Origin of the sequence: Campylobacter sp. CNRCH_2015_0814, from assembly GCF_025772765.1 — a bacterium.
Lineage (GTDB): Bacteria > Campylobacterota > Campylobacteria > Campylobacterales > Campylobacteraceae > Campylobacter_D.
Genome location: NZ_JAKMSR010000010.1, coordinates 33,429 through 56,632, shown reverse-complemented (window position 1 = coordinate 56,632; position 23,204 = coordinate 33,429). Strand labels below are relative to the sequence as shown.

General features: G+C 29.4%; 27 protein-coding genes and 1 pseudogene. 4 read left to right on the top strand and 24 right to left on the bottom strand.

Annotation, left to right across the window (positions count from 1 at the left end; translation table 11 throughout):
- The 12 genes and pseudogenes from L8X24_RS06635 to L8X24_RS06580 all read right to left on the bottom strand — a co-directional run.
- A pseudogene (locus L8X24_RS06635) lies at window positions 1–423 on the bottom strand (hypothetical protein); the annotation flags it as partial.
- Between the two features lie 181 nt (window positions 424–604).
- Window positions 605–1,183, bottom strand: coding sequence for a bacteriohemerythrin (locus L8X24_RS06630; RefSeq protein WP_263664141.1), 579 nt, complete (start codon window positions 1,181–1,183; stop codon window positions 605–607).
- An 8-nt stretch (window positions 1,184–1,191) separates the two neighbouring features.
- Complete coding sequence (locus L8X24_RS06625) at window positions 1,192–1,782, bottom strand: bacteriohemerythrin (RefSeq protein WP_263664140.1); 591 nt, start codon at window positions 1,780–1,782, stop codon at window positions 1,192–1,194.
- Window positions 1,783–1,965: 183 nt separating this feature from the next.
- Complete coding sequence (cmoA, locus tag L8X24_RS06620) at window positions 1,966–2,670, bottom strand: carboxy-S-adenosyl-L-methionine synthase CmoA (protein WP_263664139.1); 705 nt, start codon at window positions 2,668–2,670, stop codon at window positions 1,966–1,968.
- Entirely contained in the window at window positions 2,660–3,511 is an 852-nt protein-coding gene (locus tag L8X24_RS06615; protein ID WP_263664138.1) for a bifunctional riboflavin kinase/FAD synthetase, read from the bottom strand. The genes cmoA and L8X24_RS06615 overlap by 11 nt, the downstream gene beginning before the upstream one ends.
- The gene (locus tag L8X24_RS06610; RefSeq protein WP_263664145.1) at window positions 3,477–4,199 is read right to left on the bottom strand and encodes a TlyA family RNA methyltransferase; all 723 of its coding nucleotides are present in this window, start codon (window positions 4,197–4,199) and stop codon (window positions 3,477–3,479) included. Before L8X24_RS06610 ends, L8X24_RS06615 begins: the two co-directional genes overlap by 35 nt.
- Window positions 4,189–6,144, bottom strand: coding sequence for an NAD-dependent DNA ligase LigA (gene ligA, locus L8X24_RS06605; RefSeq protein WP_263664137.1), 1,956 nt, complete (start codon window positions 6,142–6,144; stop codon window positions 4,189–4,191). The genes L8X24_RS06610 and ligA overlap by 11 nt, the downstream gene beginning before the upstream one ends.
- A 2-nt stretch (window positions 6,145–6,146) precedes the next feature.
- Complete coding sequence (folP, locus tag L8X24_RS06600; protein WP_263664136.1) at window positions 6,147–7,289, bottom strand: dihydropteroate synthase; 1,143 nt, start codon at window positions 7,287–7,289, stop codon at window positions 6,147–6,149.
- Window positions 7,276–7,887, bottom strand: a complete 612-nt coding sequence (locus tag L8X24_RS06595) for a DNA polymerase III subunit delta' (RefSeq protein WP_263664144.1) — start codon at window positions 7,885–7,887, stop codon at window positions 7,276–7,278. The genes folP and L8X24_RS06595 overlap by 14 nt, the downstream gene beginning before the upstream one ends.
- 41 nt (window positions 7,888–7,928) lie before the next feature.
- Complete coding sequence (locus L8X24_RS06590) at window positions 7,929–8,465, bottom strand: HobA family DNA replication regulator (protein WP_263664135.1); 537 nt, start codon at window positions 8,463–8,465, stop codon at window positions 7,929–7,931.
- Window positions 8,466–9,668 carry an aspartate kinase gene (locus L8X24_RS06585; protein WP_263664134.1) on the bottom strand — a complete coding sequence of 401 codons (1,203 nt, stop codon included), beginning with the start codon at window positions 9,666–9,668 and terminating at the stop codon, window positions 8,466–8,468.
- Complete coding sequence (locus tag L8X24_RS06580; protein ID WP_263664133.1) at window positions 9,668–10,138, bottom strand: RNA pyrophosphohydrolase; 471 nt, start codon at window positions 10,136–10,138, stop codon at window positions 9,668–9,670. Before L8X24_RS06580 ends, L8X24_RS06585 begins: the two co-directional genes overlap by 1 nt.
- Window positions 10,139–10,218: 80 nt before the next feature.
- Between L8X24_RS06580 and hemW the strand changes: the two genes are divergently transcribed.
- A complete protein-coding gene (gene hemW, locus L8X24_RS06575; protein WP_263664132.1) occupies window positions 10,219–11,268 on the top strand; it encodes a radical SAM family heme chaperone HemW in 1,050 nt (349 codons plus the stop codon).
- Here the strand turns inward: hemW and L8X24_RS06570 are convergent.
- Both L8X24_RS06570 and L8X24_RS06565 read right to left on the bottom strand, forming a co-directional pair.
- Window positions 11,265–11,582 (bottom strand): ArsR/SmtB family transcription factor, encoded by a 318-nt coding sequence (locus L8X24_RS06570; RefSeq protein WP_263664131.1) that lies wholly within the window; start codon window positions 11,580–11,582, stop codon window positions 11,265–11,267. The genes hemW and L8X24_RS06570 overlap by 4 nt on opposite strands.
- A gap of 8 nt (window positions 11,583–11,590) precedes the next feature.
- Window positions 11,591–12,565, bottom strand: a complete 975-nt coding sequence (locus L8X24_RS06565) for a permease (protein WP_263664130.1) — start codon at window positions 12,563–12,565, stop codon at window positions 11,591–11,593.
- Between the two features lie 150 nt (window positions 12,566–12,715).
- On the opposite strand from L8X24_RS06565, the gene tatB reads away from it, so the two are divergent.
- Genes tatB through queA form a run of 3 tightly spaced genes read left to right on the top strand, consistent with a single transcriptional unit; the run spans window position 12,716 to window position 14,866 of the window.
- Window positions 12,716–13,108 (top strand): Sec-independent protein translocase protein TatB, encoded by a 393-nt coding sequence (gene tatB / locus L8X24_RS06560; RefSeq protein ID WP_039618091.1) that lies wholly within the window; start codon window positions 12,716–12,718, stop codon window positions 13,106–13,108.
- A gap of 2 nt (window positions 13,109–13,110) precedes the next feature.
- Window positions 13,111–13,851 (top strand): twin-arginine translocase subunit TatC, encoded by a 741-nt coding sequence (gene tatC, locus L8X24_RS06555; protein WP_039628251.1) that lies wholly within the window; start codon window positions 13,111–13,113, stop codon window positions 13,849–13,851.
- Window positions 13,838–14,866: a tRNA preQ1(34) S-adenosylmethionine ribosyltransferase-isomerase QueA gene (gene queA, locus L8X24_RS06550; protein ID WP_263664129.1), complete on the top strand. Its 1,029-nt coding sequence runs from the start codon at window positions 13,838–13,840 to the stop codon at window positions 14,864–14,866. The genes tatC and queA overlap by 14 nt, the downstream gene beginning before the upstream one ends.
- On the opposite strand, the gene mrdA is transcribed toward queA, so the two are convergent.
- The 10 genes from mrdA to L8X24_RS06500 are packed head-to-tail and all read right to left on the bottom strand — an operon-like array spanning window position 14,859 to window position 23,152.
- Complete coding sequence (gene mrdA, locus L8X24_RS06545; RefSeq protein WP_263664128.1) at window positions 14,859–16,685, bottom strand: penicillin-binding protein 2; 1,827 nt, start codon at window positions 16,683–16,685, stop codon at window positions 14,859–14,861. The genes queA and mrdA overlap by 8 nt on opposite strands.
- Window position 16,686: 1 nt before the next feature.
- Window positions 16,687–17,178: a hypothetical protein gene (locus L8X24_RS06540; RefSeq protein ID WP_263664127.1), complete on the bottom strand. Its 492-nt coding sequence runs from the start codon at window positions 17,176–17,178 to the stop codon at window positions 16,687–16,689.
- Window positions 17,168–17,767, bottom strand: coding sequence for a ribosome biogenesis GTP-binding protein YihA/YsxC (yihA, locus tag L8X24_RS06535; RefSeq protein WP_263664125.1), 600 nt, complete (start codon window positions 17,765–17,767; stop codon window positions 17,168–17,170). Before yihA ends, L8X24_RS06540 begins: the two co-directional genes overlap by 11 nt.
- The gene (lptA, locus tag L8X24_RS06530; protein WP_263664123.1) at window positions 17,764–18,222 is read right to left on the bottom strand and encodes a lipopolysaccharide transport periplasmic protein LptA; all 459 of its coding nucleotides are present in this window, start codon (window positions 18,220–18,222) and stop codon (window positions 17,764–17,766) included. Before lptA ends, yihA begins: the two co-directional genes overlap by 4 nt.
- Entirely contained in the window at window positions 18,204–18,710 is a 507-nt protein-coding gene (locus L8X24_RS06525) for a hypothetical protein (RefSeq protein WP_263664121.1), read from the bottom strand. The genes lptA and L8X24_RS06525 overlap by 19 nt, the downstream gene beginning before the upstream one ends.
- A complete protein-coding gene (locus L8X24_RS06520) occupies window positions 18,701–19,189 on the bottom strand; it encodes an HAD hydrolase family protein (RefSeq protein ID WP_263664119.1) in 489 nt (162 codons plus the stop codon). The genes L8X24_RS06525 and L8X24_RS06520 overlap by 10 nt, the downstream gene beginning before the upstream one ends.
- A gap of 4 nt (window positions 19,190–19,193) precedes the next feature.
- Entirely contained in the window at window positions 19,194–20,033 is an 840-nt protein-coding gene (locus L8X24_RS06515) for a septal ring lytic transglycosylase RlpA family protein (RefSeq protein ID WP_263664118.1), read from the bottom strand.
- Window positions 19,969–21,120 carry a lytic transglycosylase domain-containing protein gene (locus tag L8X24_RS06510; protein ID WP_263664117.1) on the bottom strand — a complete coding sequence of 384 codons (1,152 nt, stop codon included), beginning with the start codon at window positions 21,118–21,120 and terminating at the stop codon, window positions 19,969–19,971. The genes L8X24_RS06515 and L8X24_RS06510 overlap by 65 nt, the downstream gene beginning before the upstream one ends.
- Window positions 21,120–21,917: a TatD family hydrolase gene (locus L8X24_RS06505; RefSeq protein WP_263664115.1), complete on the bottom strand. Its 798-nt coding sequence runs from the start codon at window positions 21,915–21,917 to the stop codon at window positions 21,120–21,122. Before L8X24_RS06505 ends, L8X24_RS06510 begins: the two co-directional genes overlap by 1 nt.
- Window positions 21,908–23,152, bottom strand: a complete 1,245-nt coding sequence (locus L8X24_RS06500) for a diguanylate cyclase (protein ID WP_263664114.1) — start codon at window positions 23,150–23,152, stop codon at window positions 21,908–21,910. Before L8X24_RS06500 ends, L8X24_RS06505 begins: the two co-directional genes overlap by 10 nt.
- Window positions 23,153–23,204: the final 52 nt, after the last annotated feature.

Genomic DNA, 23,204 nt, shown 5'->3' with positions numbered 1-23,204 from the left:
GCTAGTTTGATGTAATGTGGTATTAGATAAATTAGTACTATGAAAGCCATTAACTACAAAAATATCTTCTTTAATACTTGGAGTGAGTATGTCTTGTTGTGATTCTTTTAAATTTAACCTAAAATAATCCTTATTTTTAGGATTATCATAAATCAAAGTAGTATCCGAAATATTTTTATTAGTAGAAAATTGTCCATAATAATTCGCACCGTTGATAAATTTATAAGTATCAAGATTATAATCATATACATCATTATTATTAAACTTGTGCTCTTTAATAACATAAGCATTAGAAGCTTTATCATAATTTGCCTGGGTGGCTGCTTGTAGGGAGCTTAAAGAGATGATAGTGATAAAATAGAGTTTTAATAAAGTGCTACTACCCCCCCCCATAAAACATTTTTTAGATAAATTTTTATTCATTAAAAAACCCTTTCATAAAATTGATATAAAAAATGGATATAGCTGTTTTATGTATATTTTGATAATGAGTATAATATTAATATTTTATTCATAAAATTATTCTTAATAATAATTTTATGAATAAAAATTATCTAAATTATAAATTTTTATTTTATAATTTTTATATTTAATATTGGAAAAATTATTCTATATAATTAAAAACTAATTCTTTGGAGCATTTTTTACACTTATAAGCTATATTTAAATATTTTATTTTAATATGCACTCCATAATCAAGTTTATGAATCATATCCTTACAAGCGCAAATATACTCAAATTTATCACTGCTCTCTTGCACCTGTTTTTGATTTAAATCTTTTTTATCTAAACTTTTTTTAAATTTACTAATTCTCATGTCATGTTCTACTATATGCTCTAAAAGCCATACTGAAACTATCTTATATAGCTTTTCTTTAAGATCATTTGTACTAGAACATTCACTAAGCAATACACTCATGTCTTTGATAATTTTCTTATGCATTGCTTTGTGTTCTGATAAATACGGATAATTTATAGAATACATATAATCTTCTTCATCTTTAAAATGGGTTCGCATATAATCAAAAAAATCACCCAATAATTCCTTGACTTCTGCTTTATAAATATGTCTATTTAAAAGATTAGCGGTTTTTTCTGCTAAAGCAAAAAGAGTTTGATGTTGCAAATCAATATCTGCATTTTCAATGCTGAATTTTTCATTCCATATTGGAAATGCTTCCATAAGACATCCTAAGCAATGCGAATATTTTTTTTACAAACTTTGCAGTTATATTTTACACCATTAAGAATTTGTAAATGAACACGATGAGGGATTTTATGCTTTTCATTTACACAACCACAAATATAAACAACATATTTTGGTGTTTCTTCAACAAAATGCTCTACAGTTAAATTTTCATCCTTATCAAAATCTACCTCATCGGTTTTTTGTTGTTTTTGTTTTTCATATCTATGATATTTCATATCTTCTTTTAATATATGTTCTACAAGCCATTTTTCTGTAATTACATTAAGTTTTTCTTTGAAATCATTTACAGTTTTAATGTTTTTCACTAAAGAGATTAATGAAGTTGTAATTTCTTGATGGATTTTTCTATGTTGCTCTAATCCAGGATAAGCAATATTTTGCATATGAGCCTCCTCATCTTTAAAATGAGTTTTAATATACTCAAAAAGCTCAATCAAAACACTTTTGATTTCACTAATACTTGCATGATTTTCTGCTATAAGATAAGCCTTTTTGGCTATATCAAATAAAACTTTATGCTGCTCATCAATGGTTTTATTATGCACGCTATATTCTTTCGACCATTTAATCATAAAAGCCCTTTTTTTAATAAAAAAATACAACCAAAAAATAAACATAAATAAGTATAACAAAATAACCAAATTATATAATAAATTATAAATGTTTGCAATAGTAGAAAAATTAATTTGTAAGATATTTATAATTATAAATATAATTTTTAAGCTAATATTTTTAACTTTTATATTGAAAATATTTTATTTAAAAGCTATGAATGTTTCAAAATTTACCCATTTAAAAACACTTTCAACTTTAGAAAATCCTGCTTTTTTAAGCATGGTTATGTTTTCATTTTGAGTATAAGGTATGAGAACATTTTCCAAAGCTTCTCGTTTGCTTGAAATTTCTAGCTTACTATAACCTTGCTCTAGTTTGTATTGCTCATAAATTTGTATCATTTTTTTAGCTATTTTGACATCTTCATAAAGAATTTTTTCGCTAAGCACAAACATACCATTTTCATTTAGGTTTTGATAGATTTTATCAACCAATTCTTGTCTTTTAGGTGGGCGGATAAACTGCAAAGTATAAGTAGCTATAAAAACATCATTTTTAAAAAACTCAAAGTCATCTAAATTTTTTTGATAAAAATCCACCCTAGCTCCAAAGGCTTGACATTTACTTTTAGCAATCTCTAGCATAGCATTAGCCTCATCAACCCCACTTAAAAGAAAATCTTTTCTTTTTTCATAAAGTGCAAGCAATAAACTAGCAGTAGAACAACCAAGATCGCAAATTCTCGCATTTTGCGGTGCAAAATGATCTATGAGTTCGACTATGAGTTTTAAATTTTGCGTATAAAAAGGCACGGATCTTGACACCATATCATCAAAAACACTTGCTACACTTTTATCAAATTCAAATTGTTTTTCTAAGGGTTTTTTAAAAATTTCATCTTTCATTTAATTTTCCTAAAATTTCTTTTGCTTTGTTGATATCTTTACTAATTTGTGCCTTTAATAAGACTAAGTCGTTAAATTTCTCATTAGCTCTTATATAGTCAATGAAACTTAACTCCACTGAAATTGCTTTTGTGTTTGTGAAATTTTCATCTAAAATATGCGTTTCTAAAGCAAAATTTTCATCAGTAGATCTTATACCTATAAAACTTACACTATGATAGCTTTTATTTTCAATCTTTGCCAAAGTCGCATATACACCATCTTTAGGCAAAAAGAAGTCTTTTGCGTATAAATTTAAAGTTGCAAAAAGCTCTTTAGCGCCTATGCCTTGCCCTTTGATGATATTTGCTTGTATAGTATAAAACCTACCTAGGAAATTTTTAGCTTCTTTAACTTTTGCTTCTTTAAGTAAGGTTTTAATCATACTTGTATGAACGCTTTTGTTTTGAATTTTAAACTCATCTACAATGATGGTGTTTATACCACAAAGGCTTTGTATGTCTTTGGCACTGCATTTTCTTTCTTTACCAAATTTAAAATCATAACCTACGATGATTTTTTCTAGTTTGGGAAATTCTTGCTTTAAAAGCTTTAAAAAATCCTCGCCTTTATAATTTTTGATTTTTTCAAAATCACAAAAAATCAAAGGAAAATCAACCAAATTTACTCTAAAATCCTTAGGCGTTAGAGCTTCTTTTTCCTCTTTAGTGATGATAAACAAGACTCCGTTTTCATCTAAATGCTTAAAAAGCTCATAATGCCCCAAATGCATACCATCAAAACGCCCTATGGCTAAGCTCGTGATTTTAGTTTTTTCTATAGGCGTAGAAAAACTCAACATTGCCTTCTTTTCCCTTTAAGTGCGACTCTTGACTTACTTGTAAAATCCAACCAAGCTTTGCACAGGCTTTTTCAAAGCTTTCTTTAGCAGTTTTAATAGCTTTTATATCTTTTACTACTCCATTTTTATCGCGTTTAGCGTTTTTACCCACTTCAAATTGAGGTTTAAAAAGTAAGATGATAAGATCTTTAGCAAGTTTATCTATATGAAAAATCAAATGTGTTAAAGATATAAAACTCACATCACAAGTGATAACATCATATAAAATTTCACTTTTAAACTCACGCAAATCAGTGTTTTCACAAATTTGGATATTTTCTAAATTTCTTAAGCTATCATGAAGTTGATTAGAACCTACATCCAAAGCTGTGATATGTTTAGCCTTGTTTTGATGTAAAATTTGCACAAAACCTCCAGTCGATGAGCCTATATCTAAACAAATTTTATCTTTGATAGTAAATGTATGCTCTTGTAAAAAACGCTTGAGTTTAAAAGCAGCTCTACTTACAAAAAGCTCTTCTAAAAGCGTTAGTTTTAAACTCTCATCTTCTAAGGGGCTTTGAGATGTGATTTTAAAAGAGGTTTTTCTAAATTCATCATTGAGTAAAATTTGCTTGTTTTCTATAAGCTCACAAGCTTTATTACGAGAAATGTTTAACTTTGCACTTACAAAGACATCAAACCTCATCATCACCGCCTAAAAGAGCATTAAACTCAGCCTCATTAATACATCTAACCCCTAAACTTTGAGCCTTTTCAAGCTTTGAGCCTGCTTCGCTTCCGTATAATACAAAGTCCGTTTTTTTAGACACACTTGAGCTTACCTTTGCTCCAAAGCTTTCGATTAATTCCTTAAAATGATCGCGTGATTTGCTTAAAGTTCCTGTGATAACAAAGGTTTTATTAGAAATATTTTCATTTATAATAAGCTCTTTTTTCTCATCCTCTAAATGCAAAATTTCATAAAAATGCTTAATGCGGTTTGCGTTAACATGAGTAAATTCTTCTAAGCTTTTAGCCATTTGCTCGCCAAAGCCTTCTAAATTTGCATAAGCTTCATAGCTTTGTATAAACCATTCAAAGCCAAAAGATTGCGCTAGCTTTTTAGCTGCCACTTCTCCGATATGCTCTATACCCAAAGCAGTGATAAACCTTGATAAAGAGCATTTTTTTGCATTTTCAATGGCGTTTAAAAGATTATTGATTTTTTTCTCTTTAAAGCCTTCTAAACCTTCAAAATCACTATATTTTAAGAAAAATATGCTTTCTATATTAGTGATTTTTCCTTCTTTAAATAAAAGTTCTACGATATTTTCTCCAAGGCCGTCTATATTTAAACACTTTTTGGATACAAAATGTATAATAGAATTTACAAGTCTTGCTTTGCAGTCTAGGTTTTGACATTTTAAAAAAGCACCCTCATCTAAAAGCTCACTAAAACACTCAGGACAAAGAGTTGGCTTGGTGATTTTACTTTCTAAACCATCGCGTCTTTGGGTAAAAACTTTAGTGATTTTAGGTATAACATCGCCACTTCTTATCACACTTACACTATCGCCTATCATCACTCCAAGTCTAGCTATCTCATCAAAATTATGCAAGGTTGCAGACTTTACGATAACCCCGTCTAAATTTACAGGCTCTAAAACCGCCACAGGAGTGATTACCCCACTTCTTCCAACTTGTAAATTAACCCCGAGTAAGGTTGTAGTTTTTTCCAAAGCAGGAAATTTAAACGCAGACATAAATTTTGGAAATTTCACGGTATAACCCAAAAGCTTACAATGAGCTAAATCATCTACCCTTACAACCATACCATCCATCATCATAGGCTTTTGATCTCTTTTTTCTAAAAGCTCATGGTATTTTTCTAAAACCTCATCTAAAGTCTTTACACAAAAAACAAAATCATCTTTTAAAAAGCCAAGATTTCTTACAAACTCCATCACTTCAGAGTGTTTCTTAAACTCTAAAGAATTCTCCCCCACTCCCCAAGGATAAAATTTTAAATTTCTTTCTTTTGTAATGCTTGTATCAAGCTGTCTTAAAGAGCCACTTGCTGCATTGCGTGGGTTTGCAAATAAACTCAAGCCATCTTTGGCTCTTTTTTCATTGATTTTTTCAAAATCTTCTTTTAAAATCACTACTTCGCCACGAATTTCTATCTTGTTTTTATAAGGAATTTTTTGAGGTATATTGGATATCTCTTTAACATTTAAAGTAATATCCTCGCCTACTTCCCCATCGCCCCTTGTAGCACCGCTGATTAAAATACCATTTTCATAAGTAAGATTTAAACTTGCTCCATCAAATTTAGGTTCTATGAAAAAATCAAACTCACATTTAGCTCTTTTTGCCCAAGCTCTAAGTTCAGCTTCATCAAAAACATCTTCCATAGACCACATTTTTGCACTATGTGCAAGTTTATGAAACTCACTTTGTATAATCGGGGCGATATTTTGCGTAGGAGAGTCTTTAGAAATCTTTTCTTGATGAAGCATTTCAAATGCTTTTAACTCTCTTATAAGTTTATCGTATTCTTCATCGCTTGCTAAAGGCTCATCATCTTCATAATAAGCCCTCATCCATTCTTTTGCTAATTTTACCTTTTCTAAATACTCTTGATAAGTCATCATTACTCCAAAGAAAGTTCATCCATAGCTTTTGCAAGTTCAAACATTTGTTTATGTTCATACACATCATGCACTCTTATAATGCTTGCACCATTTTTAAAAGCCTCTAAATGCAAATAAAGCGTGCCAGCTAGTCTTTGCTCAACACTTGAGCTAAAATAAGCATTTATCATACTTTTCCTACTAGCTCCGATTAAAAGTTCTTTTTCAAAGCGTAAAAAATGCTCTAAATGCTTGATTAACATCATATTATGCCAAGGACTTTTACCAAAACCAATGCCAACATCTAAAATCACATCTTCTAAACCAAGCTCACTTAGCCTCTCTAGCTTTTGCGCAAAAAAATCATCAAGCTCGGTTAATACATCTTCATAATGCGGGTTATCTTGCATATTTTGTGGGGTATTTTGTATATGCATGAGTGTGTAGGTAGCTTTGTATTTTAAAGCTAGTTTGGCTAAATTTTCATTTTTAAAACCGGTGATATCATTAATAAGCTTAAAGCCTTTATTTAAAGCATATTCTAAACAATACTCATCAAAACTATCTAAGCTAAAAATACATTTTTCATAAAGTTTTTCTTTATAGATTAAATCTAAGGTATTTTTTAAACGCTTAAACTCTTCTTCTTGCCCACAATACACACTACCAGGTCTTGAAGAAACCCCGCCTATATCTATATAATCAGCCCCTTGAGAAATCATGAGTTCGATTTTTTCTAAAACTTCATTTTCTTTAACCCTACTTTGAGCATTAAAACTATCTTCATTAATATTAATCACACCCATAATTTTTGCATATTTGGGTTTAGTGAAATTAGACTTTAAAAATAATGCCAAATTTTTAAGCTTAAAATCTTGTAATTTTTCTTTTTCTATAAGCTTTTTGGCTTGATCTTGCGTTACCATAAGTAAGGCATTGGTGTGTTCTTTACCTAATATAACTTCTTTATGTGTTACAAGCTCAGCTCCAACTCTTAATGCATCTTGCTTGAGTATATTTGCAGCAGGCGCTCTTAACTCTTTAATAAGAAAAAAATGAATTTGAGTTTTTTCACTCATAATTTTCTCGCCTGCTTTATGTGGCTTTATATATTTAGAAATTTTTTCAAAATCTGTATTAGGATTGATTTTAATGATTTTCATTTTTTCTCTCGTGTAAAATTAAAGCTATAGTGCTTAGTAAAATAATTGGCTTTGCATTTAATTTAGCTAATTCATAAGCTTTATAAAAAAATTCAATTTCTTCATCGTTTAATTTTATATCTTGTTTAAAACATTCATGGCTTAAAGCACTAATTAGCTCTAAACACTCATGCTTGTCTATATTTTCATATTGTTTTAATAATGAAGCAATTTGAGCTAGATCCATTTTTTTAAGATCCAAATTTAAAGACATCTTTTCTTTTTGAATTTTATGTTTTTCTATGATAAATCTTGAAAGTATAGTAGGTAAAAAAACATTTTTTGAAGGAGCTACGATGATAAAATATACATTTTTTGGTGGCTCTTCAAAAAGTTTTAACAAAAAATTTTGCGCTTCTTCACGAAAAGACTTAGCTAGTATAACAATGATTTTAGCTTGTGCTTCAGCTATATAACTTTCATTCATAATAGCTTTTGCGGTTGCTTGGCCGTTTTTGTCATAAGTTAAGTCATTTAGTCTTAATTCTAAGTCAGGATTTTTGGGTATGAAAAATCTTAGATTTTTTTGACCATATTCTTCTGTGAGCTTTTCTTGCATTAGCTCAAAATCATTATGGATAATGATTTTATTTCTTAGATTCAAATTTCTACCTTAGAAAAAAGCACAGCCTCTAAGCTTTGCTCAAATACTTTATATAAAGAAATGAGTTTATAGTCTAATTCCTTATCACGCGAAGAAAGGTAAAAGCTATTTTGCAACTGCTCATCAAAAAGCCAAAGCATACTTTCAGCTTTGGAATTAGCGATTTTAAATTTAAAACCTGTATTAGTTCCTATATAAAAAAAGGCATAGCCATTAGGAAAAGAAATACTTAAAAGATCATTTAGCAAATCTATATCTTCTTGGGTATTACAAGCTTTATTATAAATTCCTTTTAAAGACACAAAAGGCACCAAAGGTCTTGTGGAACTAGCGTTAATTTGACTTAAAAAATACTCTTCAAACCACGTTCTTTGATCATCAGTAATCACAATAAAAGTATAACCTTGCAAAAGCAAAGCTAACTTAGAAGCGATCAAAGGCGACCATTCAAGACGCCTTTCTTCCAACCAACTTGTATAAGTACCATTTTCTCGGATTTGCTCTAGGGTAAATTTTAAAAAACTATTGCTCATTTATATATCTAGTTTATAAACTTCATGCAATACTCTTACAGCTAATTCGCCATATTTTTCATGCACGATAACTGAAATTTTAATTTCACTTGTAGAAATCATTTGTATGTTAATATTTTCATTTGCTAATGCTTTAAAAGCTGCCGAAGCTACTCCAGAATGCGATTTCATACCCACACCCACAACTGAAACTTTTACCACAGCACTATCTGTTTCTATATTAGCATTAGCACCTAAAACTTTTTTCATAGCATTAGTTGCTAAATCAAGCTCATTTTCAGGCACAGTAAAACCTAAATTTGTAGCTCCATCTAAACCTACATTTTGGATAATCATATCTACATTGATATTTTCATTTGCTAAAGTCCCAAAAATTTCAGCAGCAATACCTGGTTTATCATCGATATTTCTTAAAGTAACCCTTGCTTGGTTTTTATCTAGTGCTATACCACTAACCAAAGCTTGTTCCATATTTTCCTCCTTAGTAATGATCGTCCCTTCATTTTCGTTAAAGCTACTTCTAGTAACTAATTTTACATTTAATTTTTTAGCAAGCTCTACAGAGCGATTTTGCAAAACTTTAGCTCCTAAACTTGCAAGCTCTAGCATTTCTTCATAAGAAATTTTATCTAGCTTTTTAGCCTTTGGCTCAATTCTAGGATCGGTAGTATATACCCCATCTACATCAGTATAAATTTCACATAAATCAGCATTTAAAGCTCCCGCTAGTGCTACCGCACTTAAGTCACTTCCACCACGACCCAAAGTAGTAACATTACCCATTTTGTCAATACCTTGAAAGCCAGCAACTACTACGATATATCCCTCATCTAAGGCTTTGTTAATATTTGTAGTATCAATGTGTTCTATTCTTGCTTTAGTATAAACATCATCTGTGATAATTCCTGCATTGCGTCCGGAAAATGCAGTAGCTTTCAAACCCATTTCATTTAATGCAATAGCAAGTAAAGATGAAGTTACGCGCTCACCACTACTTAAAAGCATATCCATCTCACGACCTGAAGGATTTTTACTAAAATGATGTGCAAAATCAATAAGTTCATTAGTAACCCCACTCATCGCTGAAACTACTACAACTAACTTATCACAAGTTTTTTTACTTTTTGCTACTCTTTTAGCAACTTCATCAATACGCTCAAGCGTTCCTACACTCGTTCCCCCATATTTTTGTACGACCAGCATTAAATATACCCCCTTTCTTTAAAATATTTTAAAACCTTAATATATATAGGTTTTTTAAAATGGTTAATCATATCATAAACATCTTCTAATGAAGCAAATTTATAAGCATCAAATTCAGGATTTTTAGTGTTTAGATTAATGATAGCTTTATTTTTTAATCTAACTAAAAAATATTTTTGGCTTTGACCATCATAAGGATACATTTTTTGTGCGACCTTAGTTGGAAAATCATAATTAATCCACTCAGGATATTCAGCTAAAATTTCAACCTCATCTGTGCCTATTTCTTCTTTTAACTCTCTAAATAATGCACTTTTAACTTCTTCTTCCTCATCTATACCACCTTGAGGAAATTGCCATATATCTTCCATATCATTGCGTTTAGCAAGTAAAATTTTACATTCAAAAGGATAAGCTGATGATAGTACAACAGCGGCTACATTTGGCCTATATTTTTTTTCTTTTTCCATGATTTTCTTATCCTTGACTTTTTAATAATATAATTCTAACAAAAAAATACGAATTTATAATCACATTTTAAAGAAGTTTTATGCATTTATACATACATATACCATTTTGTGAAAGCAAGTGTTTTTATTGTTCTTTTACTTCACTTAAGAAAAAGGATTTTGAAAAAGATTATTTAAATGCTTTAACGCAAGATATAAAATATCAACTAAATTTTTTCAAACTTGATAAAAATTCCATAAAGACTGTTTTTATAGGTGGTGGAACGCCTAGTTTAATGGATGCTAGTTTTTATGAAAAAATATTTATTTTTATACAAAGTTATTTACAAAAAGATAGTGAAATTAGTATAGAAGCAAACCCCAACTCGAGTAATTTTTCTTGGCTTAAAGAGATAAAAAATTTAGGTTTTAATCGTATTTCTTTTGGAGTGCAAAGTTTTCATGAAAAAAAATTACAATTTCTTGGGCGTATTCATGATCAAAAAAGTATTTTTACTAGTATAGAAAATGCAAAAAAAGCAGGATTTAATAATATCAATCTAGACTTAATTTACGATACAAAACTTGATGATAAAAAAATGCTTGATTATGAAATTTCCAAACTTACTCTGCTTGATATTAACCATGTGAGTGCTTATAATCTAACCATAGAAGAAAAGACAAGATTTGCTAAAAAATTTCATTTTAAAAAAAATGCACCGCGCCTTGCAAAGCATTTTATTAAAGCAATTGAAATCCTTGGCTATAAACAATATGAAATCAGCAATTTTGGACAAATTTGTAAACACAATCTTGCATACTGGCAAGGAAAAGACTATATAGGCTGTGGTTTAAGTGCGGTGGGATTTTTAAAAAATCAAAGATTTTATACTAAAAAAAGTTTAAAAGATTATATCAATGATCCTTGTTTTAGAGAGATTGAAAATTTAAATTCAAAAGATTTACGCTTAGAGCATATTTTCTTAGGACTTAGAAGTATTATAGGAGTGGATGAAACAAAGCTAGAACCTTTAGAAAAAGAAAAAGCGATGTTTCTTAGTAAAAAAGGAAAGCTAGTTTATAAAAATGGAATTTTTTATAATACCAACTACCTTTTAAGCGATGAATTAGCTTTGTATATTAGCACTTAAGCTTTACATTCACAAGAAAACCTTTTAAGCTCAGGAAGCTTTATGGAAAGTTCATTGATGTTTTTTAATATATCATTACAAAAATTATTTAAATTTTCTTTTACTCCATAATACGCCCAAACACCTTGTCTATCTACTTCTAAAAAATTAGCTTCTTTTAAAATTTTTAAATGTCTTGAAAGCCTTGATTGACTCATATTTAAAGAGCTTTGCAAATCACACACACAAAGCTTTCCGTATTTTTGTAAGAAAGCTAGGATCAAAATCCTGCTTTCATCATTAACCGCACTTGTTATTTTTAAAAACTCTTGCATAAAAATCCTTATATAAAAAACATTAAAAGACCAAAACTAATCGCAATAGCAACAATCATACTTGCAAATAAAATCAAAAAGCTTGTTTTGAAAATTCTTTTAAGCAAAATAAGCTCAGGCAAAGAACACCCTGCTCCTGCTATTAAAAAACTCATCATTATACCAAGTGGAATTCCACTGGTAGTTAAAGCTAGTGCTACAGGTATCATAGCTGTACAATTCATATAAAGTAAAACTCCTATAAAAGCTGCTATAAATACGCCCAAAACTCCATAATCTTTCATATAATTTTGGAAAAAATCTTGTGGAAAAGCACCATGTATAACAGCCCCTATAGCCATACCTATAACAATATAAGGTAAAATTTTTTTATACTCTTTAAAACTTTGTGAAAATAATATTTTGATTTTACTTTCTTTAGCTTTGTTTTTAAAATTTAAAATTTTACTTGTTTTAGAATTTTTAGCAAAAACCAAGCTAGGTTTTTGACAACATGAGCTTTGAAAAGTATTATTAGAACAACATGACTTTTGCTCTAAATCATTTTTTAAAAAGTCTTCATTAAAAAATCCTTGAGTGTTTATTTTAGAAACACAAAAAGCAATAAATAAAATCACACAAAATAAAAATCCCACATAAAATAAAGATATTTTTAAGCCAAAACTCACCATAAACATCACTACTATAATAGGATTAATTAAAGGCGAGGTGATTAAATAAGCTATGCATACCCCAAGTGGGACTTTAGCTTTTAAAAATGCGTTTAAAAGCGGTATGCTTGAACATGAGCAAAATGGGGTTAAACAGCCTAAAAGTATGGCTTTTATATAGCTTGTAAAAGAATCTTTCTTTAAATGCTCATTAAAAAATTTGGCATAGCGCTCATTTAAATAAGCAATAAGCATACTAACCAAAATAAACAAAACAGATATTTCTATAAATAAAATAAGAAAATCTTTTAAAATAAAAACTAATTTCTCCATGCTTTTCCTTTTTTATTTTTAATTCAATATAACAAAAATATATTAATATATCAAGATATATTAATATATTAATATAGTAAAAGTAATAATATTTTTAAGTATTTTTATGTAAAATGTAAATCATATATTCAAGTGAAAGAAGATAAAATAATGAGTTTTGGTGAAATTTTAGTTATTTTAGTTGTAGCTATTTTAGTGCTTGGGCCTGAAAAATTACCTTCAACTATAGTTGAAATTGCAAAAATTTTAAAAGCCATTAAAAGCAATATCGATGAAGCAAAAGCAAGTATTAATAAAGAACTAAAAATAGCAGAATTAAAAGATGAAGCACAAAAATACAAAGATGAATTTTCACAAACTAATGAAAATATCAGAAAAAAACTAAGTTTTGAAGAATTTGATCAACTCAAAGAAGATATTTTAAATAATACCAAAGAATTAAAAAGTGAAATTAATGATTTAGAAAAAGATATACAAGAACTTTCTAATCTTGAAGAAAAAATTCAAAAAGATGAAAAAAATACTCAGAAAATGGAAAGCTAAGAATGTTTGAAGAATTAAAACCGCATTTAGTAGAACTTAGAAAAAGATTATTTATAAGTGTTGCTTGTGTTGTTGTGATGTTTTTTGTATGTTTTAGTTTTAATAACTATATCATAGATATACTAAAAGCGCCTGTTGAAGCGGCCTTACCTGAAATTTCAAGACAAATGACCTTTGTTGAGTTACAAGAGCCTTTGTTTACTGCGATGAAGGTTTCGTTTTTTACAGCTTTTTTGATTTCTTTGCCAGTTATTTTTTGGCAGTTTTGGAAATTTGTAGCACCTGGACTTTATGATAATGAAAAAAGATTAGTAGTACCTTTTGTAAGCTTTGCTAGTATTATGTTTGCACTTGGTGCTTTATTTTGTTATTATATAGTTATACCTTTGGCTTTTAAATTTTTGATTGATTTTGGGGTACAAACCCAAGATTTTAAGCCTTTAATTAGTATAGGTTTATATGTAGGCTTTTTTACTAAATTAGTAATCGCTTTTGGTTTAGCTTTTGAAATGCCTGTAATAACCTTTTTCTTTGCTAAACTTGGACTGATTGATGATACTTTTTTGAAAAAACATTTTAGAGTTTCAGTTTTAGTGATTTTTGTTTTTTCAGCTATGATGACACCACCTGATGTTATATCGCAATTTTTAATGGCTGTTCCTTTATGCGGGCTTTATGGAATTTCTATTTATATAGCTAAAAAAGTTAATCCTAGTCAAAAAGAAGATGATGAAAATGATTGATAAAGATCTTTTGCTTTCTAGTTATGATTATGATTTACCCAATGAACTTATAGCAAATTTTCCTATTTTACCCAAAGAAAATGCCAAGCTTTTAGTATATGAAAGATGTAAAGATCAAATTTCACATTTACATTTTAAGGACTTAGCTAAAATTTTACCACCTTGTGAAATCATCTTTAATGATACCAAAGTCATCAAAGCAAGAATTTATGGAAACAAAGAAAGTGGTAGTAAAATAGAACTTTTTATCAACCATCCTTTAAAAAATAATGATTTTTTAGTGCAAATTCGGGGTAAGGTTAAAGAAGGGCAAATTTTATATTTTGAAAATTCTTTAAAAGCTAAAATCAAAAAATTACATGATGATGGCACAAGAGAAGTAGAGTTTTTTAATGATGAAAAAGAGCTTAGTCATCATGAAGTTTTTGAAATTTTAGAAAAAATAGGCCATGTGCCTTTACCACCTTATATAAAAAGAGCAGATGAGGCACAAGATAGTATTAACTATCAAAGCATTTTTGCTAAAAATCAAGGCGCAGTTGCCGCACCTACTGCAAGCTTACATTTTGATAAAGCAATGATTGATAAACTTAAAAAAAATCATAATATCTATACTATCACACTACACGTTGGCGCAGGAACTTTTAAAGGTGTAGAATGTGAAGATATACGTGATCATAAAATGCATTCAGAATTTTTTCATATTGATGATGAAACTTGTGCTTTGATTGATTCTTCTAAGAAAATACTAGGCGTTGGTACCACTGTTACTCGTTGTATAGAATATTATTATAGAAAAAAATTAAAAGAAGGTTTTTGTGATTTGTTTTTACACCCACAAAATACCCCGCAAAGACTTGATTATTTACTTACTAATTTTCACTTGCCAAAATCAACTTTAATTATGCTTGTAGCAGCATTTATAGGTAGAGAAAAAACCTTAGAGCTTTACCATGAAGCCATAGAAAATAACTATCGTTTTTACTCATATGGTGATGGAATGCTAATTATTTAGTCTTTTTCTTGATATATTTTTTATCAATATAGCCTAAATCTATAAGTTTTTGATAAATTTTAGCCAGTATAGGCCCTCCTGTACTACTACCGCTTTTTCCGTGTTCGATTAAAACCACTACTACATATTGTGGTTTTTCATAAGGTGCATAAGAAGTAATCCAAGCATGAGATCTTAAAAAATACTCTAAATCCTCTTCTTTAATACGCTTTTTTTCACTTTGAGAAATTCCAACTACTTGTGCTGTTCCTGTTTTGGCTGCTATGGTAATAGGTGAATTTCTTAAAAATCTTGCCGTAGTTCCACCGTCTTCATTAGCAACTTCATACATAGCACGCCTTAAAAGTGGAAGTTTTGATAGTTCAAAAGTCGTAAAAACACTTTCATTATTATCAAAATTTATCTTAGTAACATTATCATCAACGCTATGTAAAAAATGCGGTGTGATATTTTTAGCCGTAGCAATCATAGCTGTAAATTTAGCCACTTGCATAGGAGTAGCAAGAAAATCACCTTGTCCTATGCTTGTATTTAAAGTTTCACCTTGATACCATGGTTGGTTGTATTTTTCTTTTTTCCATATTCTATTAGGTACTGTTCCTATAAATTCATTAGGTAAATCCACTCCTGTTTTTACACCAAAACCTATTCTTTCAAAAACAGAACTAATAATGTCAATACCAACCTCTAAAGCACCTTTATAAAAATACACATCACAACTTTCCCTAATAGCATCTGTCATATCTACATAACCATGACCTATAGCCTTCCAACATCTAAATTTTCTACCGCCAAGCTCAAAGTTAGAATCACACAAATATTTATGATTTTCACTTACTTTTCCACTATCTAAAAAGGCCAAAGCTGTACCCATTTTTATAACTGAACCTGGAGGATAAAGACCGTTAATAAGTTTATTGGTAAAAGGATGATTTAAATCATTAGAAAGCTTATCCCATTCTTCTTGGCTAATACCCGTAACAAATGGATTAAGATTATACTCAGGAAAACTACCCGCTGCCAAAATAGCTCCGCTTTTTACATCCATTACTATAGCTGCACCTGCTAAATTTTCAAAAATACTGGCTAAGTATTCTTGCAAGTCAAGATCTATGCTTAAAGTGATATTGCTTGAAGTAGGTTTTTTATAAGAAAGTTCTTCTATTTCTTTATTTAATGCATTTACCTTGCTAACCTTTTCACCCTTTTGACCTTGTAAAATATCATTATAAGAACGCTCTATGCCACTACGCCCTACATAGCTAGTCAATCTTGCAATTTCATTTTCATTCATATCATTTAAATTTGCTTTTCCAACATAACCTATAACATGGCTAGCTAAAGCATCATAAGGATAAAATCTTTGAGTAGTAGATTTAACTTGCATGTTTTCGCGCAAATTAAGCTTAGTAAAATGCTTAATCATCGCATCATATTCTACAAATGGAACCACTTCTATATAATCTTGGTTATAATAAGAATCTGCTTTTATATAAGTTCTTTTGAGCTTAGTAGCATTTAAATCCGGAAAGGCTCCTACTATAGCTTGTAATTCTTGCTCTAAAAGAGCTCTATTTTTCTTTTTTATATGCAAATATGGCTTTATAGAGATCGAAAAACCTAATTTATTTACCGCTAAGGGTCTACCCTTTATATCTAAAATTTGTCCTCTAACAGGTGCTAAAAATTGCGTTTTAATGGCATTTTGTTTAGCTATTTCTTCATAATAAACATTAGATTTAATACTTATATAATACACCCTAGCAAGCAAAAGCAAGAAAAAACAAGCTATAAATCCCGTCACCAAACGCATGCGCATATTAGATTTTCCCTTTAAAAATAACAAAAGAAATCAAAGCCTCAACAGCAAAAAACCATAGATATTCAATACCAAATTTTAAAATTTCATTATTATCTAAATATGCTAAAAACACATCAAAAAGATAGATAAAAATATAAGCACACAAAGTAAATATAACGAGTAAATAATGACCTAGTTTTAACTTGCTTTTAAACCAATCGACAAAAAGATGATAAAAAACAAAAAAAGCTATCCATGAGCTAAAAAGATAAAATCCATGGATAATATCAACTAGCAAAAGATAAAATAAAGAAAAATACCATCTAAAATCAAGCTTATTAAGAGTTCTTTCTTTTTCTTTTAAAAGCACTATCATATAACAAAAAAACACCCCAAATAAAGGAGGCATCCAATAATACACAGAGCTTAGCACTTGATAAAAAATCAAAGATAAATAAAAAAATAAATAAGAAAAATCAAATCTATTTTTTACTAAATTTCTACTCCTCATTCAAACCCAAGCTCTCTAAAATGATTTTTTGTTCTAATTTATCAATACCGCTTTTTTTCAAATTTGACACTAAGATAGCATTTTTATTTGTATTTAAAATTTTTGCTTTTTGACTTTGATTGAGCTTGTCTGCTTTTGTAAAAACTGTTATTTTTTTTTGATCAGCTCTAATAAAAGAATCCAAATATAAATCCAAATTTGCATCAATATCTAAATTTTCATGTCTTGAATCTATTAGATGGATAAAAAGCTTAATAGAACTACGCTCTTTTAAAAACTCATCTAAATTTTTATTCCAAATAGCCTTAGTTTTTTTGCTCACTTTAGCATAACCAAAACCAGGTAAATCAATAAATATTAGTTTAAATTTATCCTCATCTTTTTTGCAATCAACTTCAAAAAAATTAATGAGTTGGGTTTTACCTGGAGTTGAAGAACTTTTTGCTAAATTTTTATTTTTGCATAGTGTATTAATCAAAGAACTTTTACCCACATTAGAACGTCCTAAAAAGGCGATTTCAGTATATATAGGTTGTGGCGCTTCGTCTATTTTAGAAGCAGAAATTAAAAATTTAGCATTCAATATCATTCTTTTACTTCAAATACAAATTTGGCAGGTTTTTTATCTTTACTCACTACTCTATAAGTCATATTTTTTCTATCTACTATGATTTTATCCCCTATGAGTTCTTTTTTTGTTTGCATTTCTGTAATTTTTGCATTGCCATTAATCTCATATGTATCCTTAGCTACATTATAAATAAATTCATCACCGCTTCCATGATAAGTTTTATCTTTCATCATGATTTTAAATTTAGCATCTTTAGTAGCTATATACTTGATGGGTTGTTTGTTTTTCATATAAATAACTAATTTTTGCGAATTTAAAACATCATTGCCTTTTTTAACTTCCACATCACCGGTTAATACACTTGTTTCATTTTTTTCATCTAAGTAAAAATCTTTAGCGTAAACTTCTATTTTTTGTGCACTAAATGCGAACAAATTTAACAAACACAGAAAAATTATTGCTCTAAAAACCATGCTTTTATTCCTTGAATTTTTAATTCTTTTTGATTTACATCATATAAAAAATTATCCCCAAAAACTTCATTTAAACCTATATATGCTTTAAAATTATCATTAGAAAATAAAATTTTATTTTTCATATCATAAGTTGCTTTTTGGGTAAAAATAGAAGTTTGGTTATGATCAAAATAACTTACATTGCCTTCTAAAATGGATTTTTCTTCATTTCTTACTAATAAATCTGAACTTAAATTATAATCAAGCGCTTGAACTTTAAAATCATCAAAAATATCTTTGTCTTGATATTTTACCCAACGACTTGCCTGATATGTAGCCTTAATTACACTAGCATTTAACTCATAATCAAGCACATCAAAAGCTTGCATATTTGCCACATCTACCTTTTGTGGTTTTATGGTAAATAAATAAGGATCTTGGGTGCTTAAAATCACCATAACAAAGGCAAATAAACTCATCAATATAGCAAAAATTTTTATCGCCAAAGTTTATCCCATTGAGCTTGCAAATTATTATGTTCAATTAAAATTTCAATCATCTCACTCACTGCTCCATTGCCACCTTTTCTATTTAAAACTTTATCAGTTTTCAAAGCCTTATGTGCATCTTTTGGCTTGAAGCTATATCCAACTGCTTCAAGCAAACTCATATCATTATAATAATCCCCAATAGCGGCACATTGAGAAAAATCTAAATTTAATTTTTCTAAAATTTCTTTAGCGCAAGCTAGTTTATCACTAATACCTTGATAGACTAAATCAATTTTTAAATCCCTAGCTCTAAAATACACACACTCGCTAGTCCTACCTGTAATGATAGCAACTTTTTTACCAAGCTTTTGCCAAGCTTCAATCGCCGCACCATCTTTTACATTAAATTCTTTAATCTCGCCATAATTTTGTGTGTAGATGATTTTACCATCTGTTAGACAACCATCTACATCTAAAAAAATAAGTTCTATCATAATCTTACTCTCTTACTATAAACGCACCTGGGAAAGATCCACTATCAACAAAATCTCTTGCTTCTTGCTCACTTCTAAAACCTTTTAAAAATACTCTATGCAAGCCATCTTTAGCACTTGTTTGTATTGTTGTAGTATAAGAATTATAATTTTTGTATCTACCTGCTATTAGCTCTGCGCCACTTTTATTTCTAAATGCTCCAATTTGCACCATAAAAGATCCACCTTGGAAAATATGACCACTATCAGCAATCTCTCCACTGCTGCCTAAATTAGAATTAGTATGAACTGAACCCGAACTTGCACTTGTTCCAAAGCCAATCACTTCAAGTCTTACAGGAGCTGTTCCAGATTGAATCATATCTATATCTCTTGCAGCCATATTAGATAAATCTATAATCCTACCTGCTACAAAAGGCCCTCTATCGTTAATCCTAACAGTAGTTTGACGATGATTTTTTAAATTAGTTACTTTTACTATGGTATTCATAGGTAAAGTTTTATGAGCTGCAGTATATGCGTGTTGATCATAAGTTTCACCATTGGAAGTTTTTTTACCATGGAAGCCCGGTCCATACCAACTAGCTATACCATCAGCAGTCTCACCTACTTCTACTACAGTTGGATAATAAGTTTTACCATTAATAGTATAGGGCTTCATGGTACCTTTTAAACTAGTGTTATTGTGCTTTACACTTTTAAAATCCCTCTCTGGATAATACACAGTAGGTGTGCTAATAGGTACCATACTACAAGCACTGAACAAAACCCCTACACAACTAACGACTAACGACTTTTGTATGAGAGTTTTTTGATATTTTTTGAGTTGTTTTAATTTTTGCATTATTATTCTCCTTAATTTTTAACACAAGTTTTTGATTGATATTGATTAAATTTCCTTTTATTTTATTATATTCTTTAATACTTTCAACGCTTATTCTATGTTTTCTTGCAATAGTATAAAGACTATCACCTTCTTTTACTATATAAATTTTTGTATGCGGAATGGTTGTATCCACCTTAGCTAATTTTACATTCTCCAATGCCTTTTCTACTGCCACACTTTTGCTTAAAGGAATGTATATATAATAATCTTTTTTATCAGGTGGAGTAAAGTCATAATTAAAATGTGGATTATAACGCTTAAATTCTTTATAAGACATTTTAGCTACTTTGGCAAGCTCTCTTAAAGAAACACTTGGTGGAACTGAGATTTTTTTAACTTCACTTGATAGGGCATAATTAAGCAAGGCACTATCTTGAGAAATTAAAAAATCATTATTATTAGCCAAAAATGCCATAGTAAGAATTTTTCTAATAAAAATCCTAGTTTCTAATGGCAAGTATTTTTTATCAGGATCAAGTAAGGTTCTTAAATCATCACTTTTTGCTTTTTTTATAGCTTGACGTAATTTACCATCACCGCAATTATAAGCTAAAATAGCCAAATACCATTTTCCAAATTGCTCTTTTAGTTGCTTTAAATAAGTAATAGCTGCATAAGTTGATTTTACTAAATCTTTTCTCTCATCTACATAAGGATCTATCCTTAAACCCAAAGTTTGTGCCGTTGGTTTCATAAATTGCCAAACACCTACTGCTTTAGTTCTTGAAATAGAATGAATTTTTAAACCAGATTCTACAATTGCTAAGTATAAAAATTCTTGAGGGATATTTTCTTTTTCTAGGATTTTGCGGATAATTGGAGTGATTTTGTAAAATTCCCTCATCGTATCTACTAAAGTTTTAGAATGCATATCCATGGAAGATTCTTTAAATTCTAAAAAAATCATATCACTAAGATAGCTTGCTTCTATATCTAAATTTCTTAAAATTTGTGCTTGTTGAGTATAGTGCTCTGGAGTAAATTGCAAGGCTTTAGCATTTAAACATAATAATACTAAAATAAAAAATAAAAAGCTTTTTTTCATCATAAACCTTGGAAAAACAAACGATTAGCGTTAGAATTAGTAAGTTTTATTATTTCATTTTTAGATAAATTTAAAAGCTCAGCCATTTTTTGAGCTACAAAATGGGTCAAAATAGGATCATTTACCTTGCCACGATATGGCTCTGGAGTTAAATAAGGTCCATCTGTTTCTAAGACTAGTTTATCTTTTGGAATTTTAGGTAAAACTTCTACTAGTTTTTTTGCATTTTTAAAAGTTAAAACCCCACCTATACCAAAATAAAAACCATCATCTGCTAGCTGAAGTAAAAGCTCACTAGCATTAAAACAATGCAAAACGCCACCTTGTAAATCTTTTGCATATGTTTTTAAAATATTAAAACTATCTTCATTAGCTTCACGCACATGAACAATCAAAGGCTTTTTATATTCGATAGCTAGCTGAATTTGAGCTATAAAAACTTCTTTTTGCTTTGCTTTTATTTCATCCTCATCAACCCTTAAACGATAATAATCAAGCCCACACTCACCCACTGCAATGCATTTTTTATCATTTATAAATTCTTTTAAAACATCCAAATCAAAATCATCTATATCATAAGGATGTACCCCACAAGAAAAATACACATTTTCATAATCATGTGCAATTTCTCTTGCTCTTGGCAAATCTTTTATATCTGCACCAGGTATGATGATTTTATCTACTCCACTAGCAAAGGCATGATTTAACATCTCATCCAAACATCCAAAATAAACTTGATTATCTAAATGACAATGCGTATCTATGATTTTTTCGCTAAAATCACAATCTAAAAACATACCTCTACCCTATTTTTACCATTAGCCTTAGCTAAATCTAGTGCCTTTTGAGTATTATTAAGCAAATCTTGTATTTGGCTTGTTTTACCTCCAAAAGTAACTCCTACAGAAACACTATAATCAACCTCATCTAAAGCTATTAAAACACTTTCTTTAGCAATATTTACTCTTATATTTGAAAAAGCTTTCAATGCTTCTTTATTATCTATATTTTTTAAAAGTACGTAAAATTTACCATCTTCAATTCTAGTTGCTAAATCTATACCGCGAATTTGATCTTTGATTTTTTTAGCTGTGTGTTTAATCACTCCATCACCACAATCATAACTTAGTTCATAGTTAATTGTTGCAAGATTGTCTATATCAATTAATGCTAAAGCTAATTCTTCACTTTCTTGCATATCTTCTAAATAATCTAAAAATCTTTTTTCAAAATTTGCATAATCATCAAGTCCTGTTAGCAAATCTTTGCCCAAACTATACTCATCGAGTAAAACACATTTTTGCATATAATCTAAGCAATTATTCACTCTACAATTAAGTGATTCTTTTTGGAAAGGTCTAATCACATAGTCATTTACGCCCTTTCTAAAAGCCCTTGCCTCTAGCGCATCATCTTTATCTCCAACCATGATCACACCAAGTTCTATCTTAGAATATTTTGAGCGAATTTCTACAAGCAAATCTTCCCCATTAATTACAGGCATAGTTGCATCACAAATTACTAATTTTGTATCAGGATTATCACTAAGATAACTTAGCGCTTCTTCTCCATGTGCTGCTGCTAAAACATTAAAAAGTTGATTATTAAGATTTTTTTTCATTTCTGCGCGTAAAGTTACATTAGCGATTGCTAAAATTATCTTAGTTTTATTGTTTTTTTGAAGCATTCTAATGGAACTTAGCATTTCATCAATACAGCTTTCGCTTTCTTTTTGAATATAACCTATAATATCTTTTTCCATAAATTTCTTACGCGTTTGCCCATCACTACTTCCTGTAAGTACTATAGCAGGAATATTTTTTTCTAAAACCACATCCACCACTTCTCCATTGGGAGCATCTGGCAAACAAAGATCTATAAAAGCCATAAAATAATCATTTTTCACTAATTCTTTAGCACTATTCATATCAAAAGCAACATCTACTTTTAAACCCAAAGTGTTTTCTACTTTTTTTGCTAAAAGCTTTGTAAGCATTTTGTTATCATCAATAATTAAAATTTTTTCTTCCATAGCCAACTCTCTTTATAATTTAAAAGTATAATTATAACATATAGAAATTTAC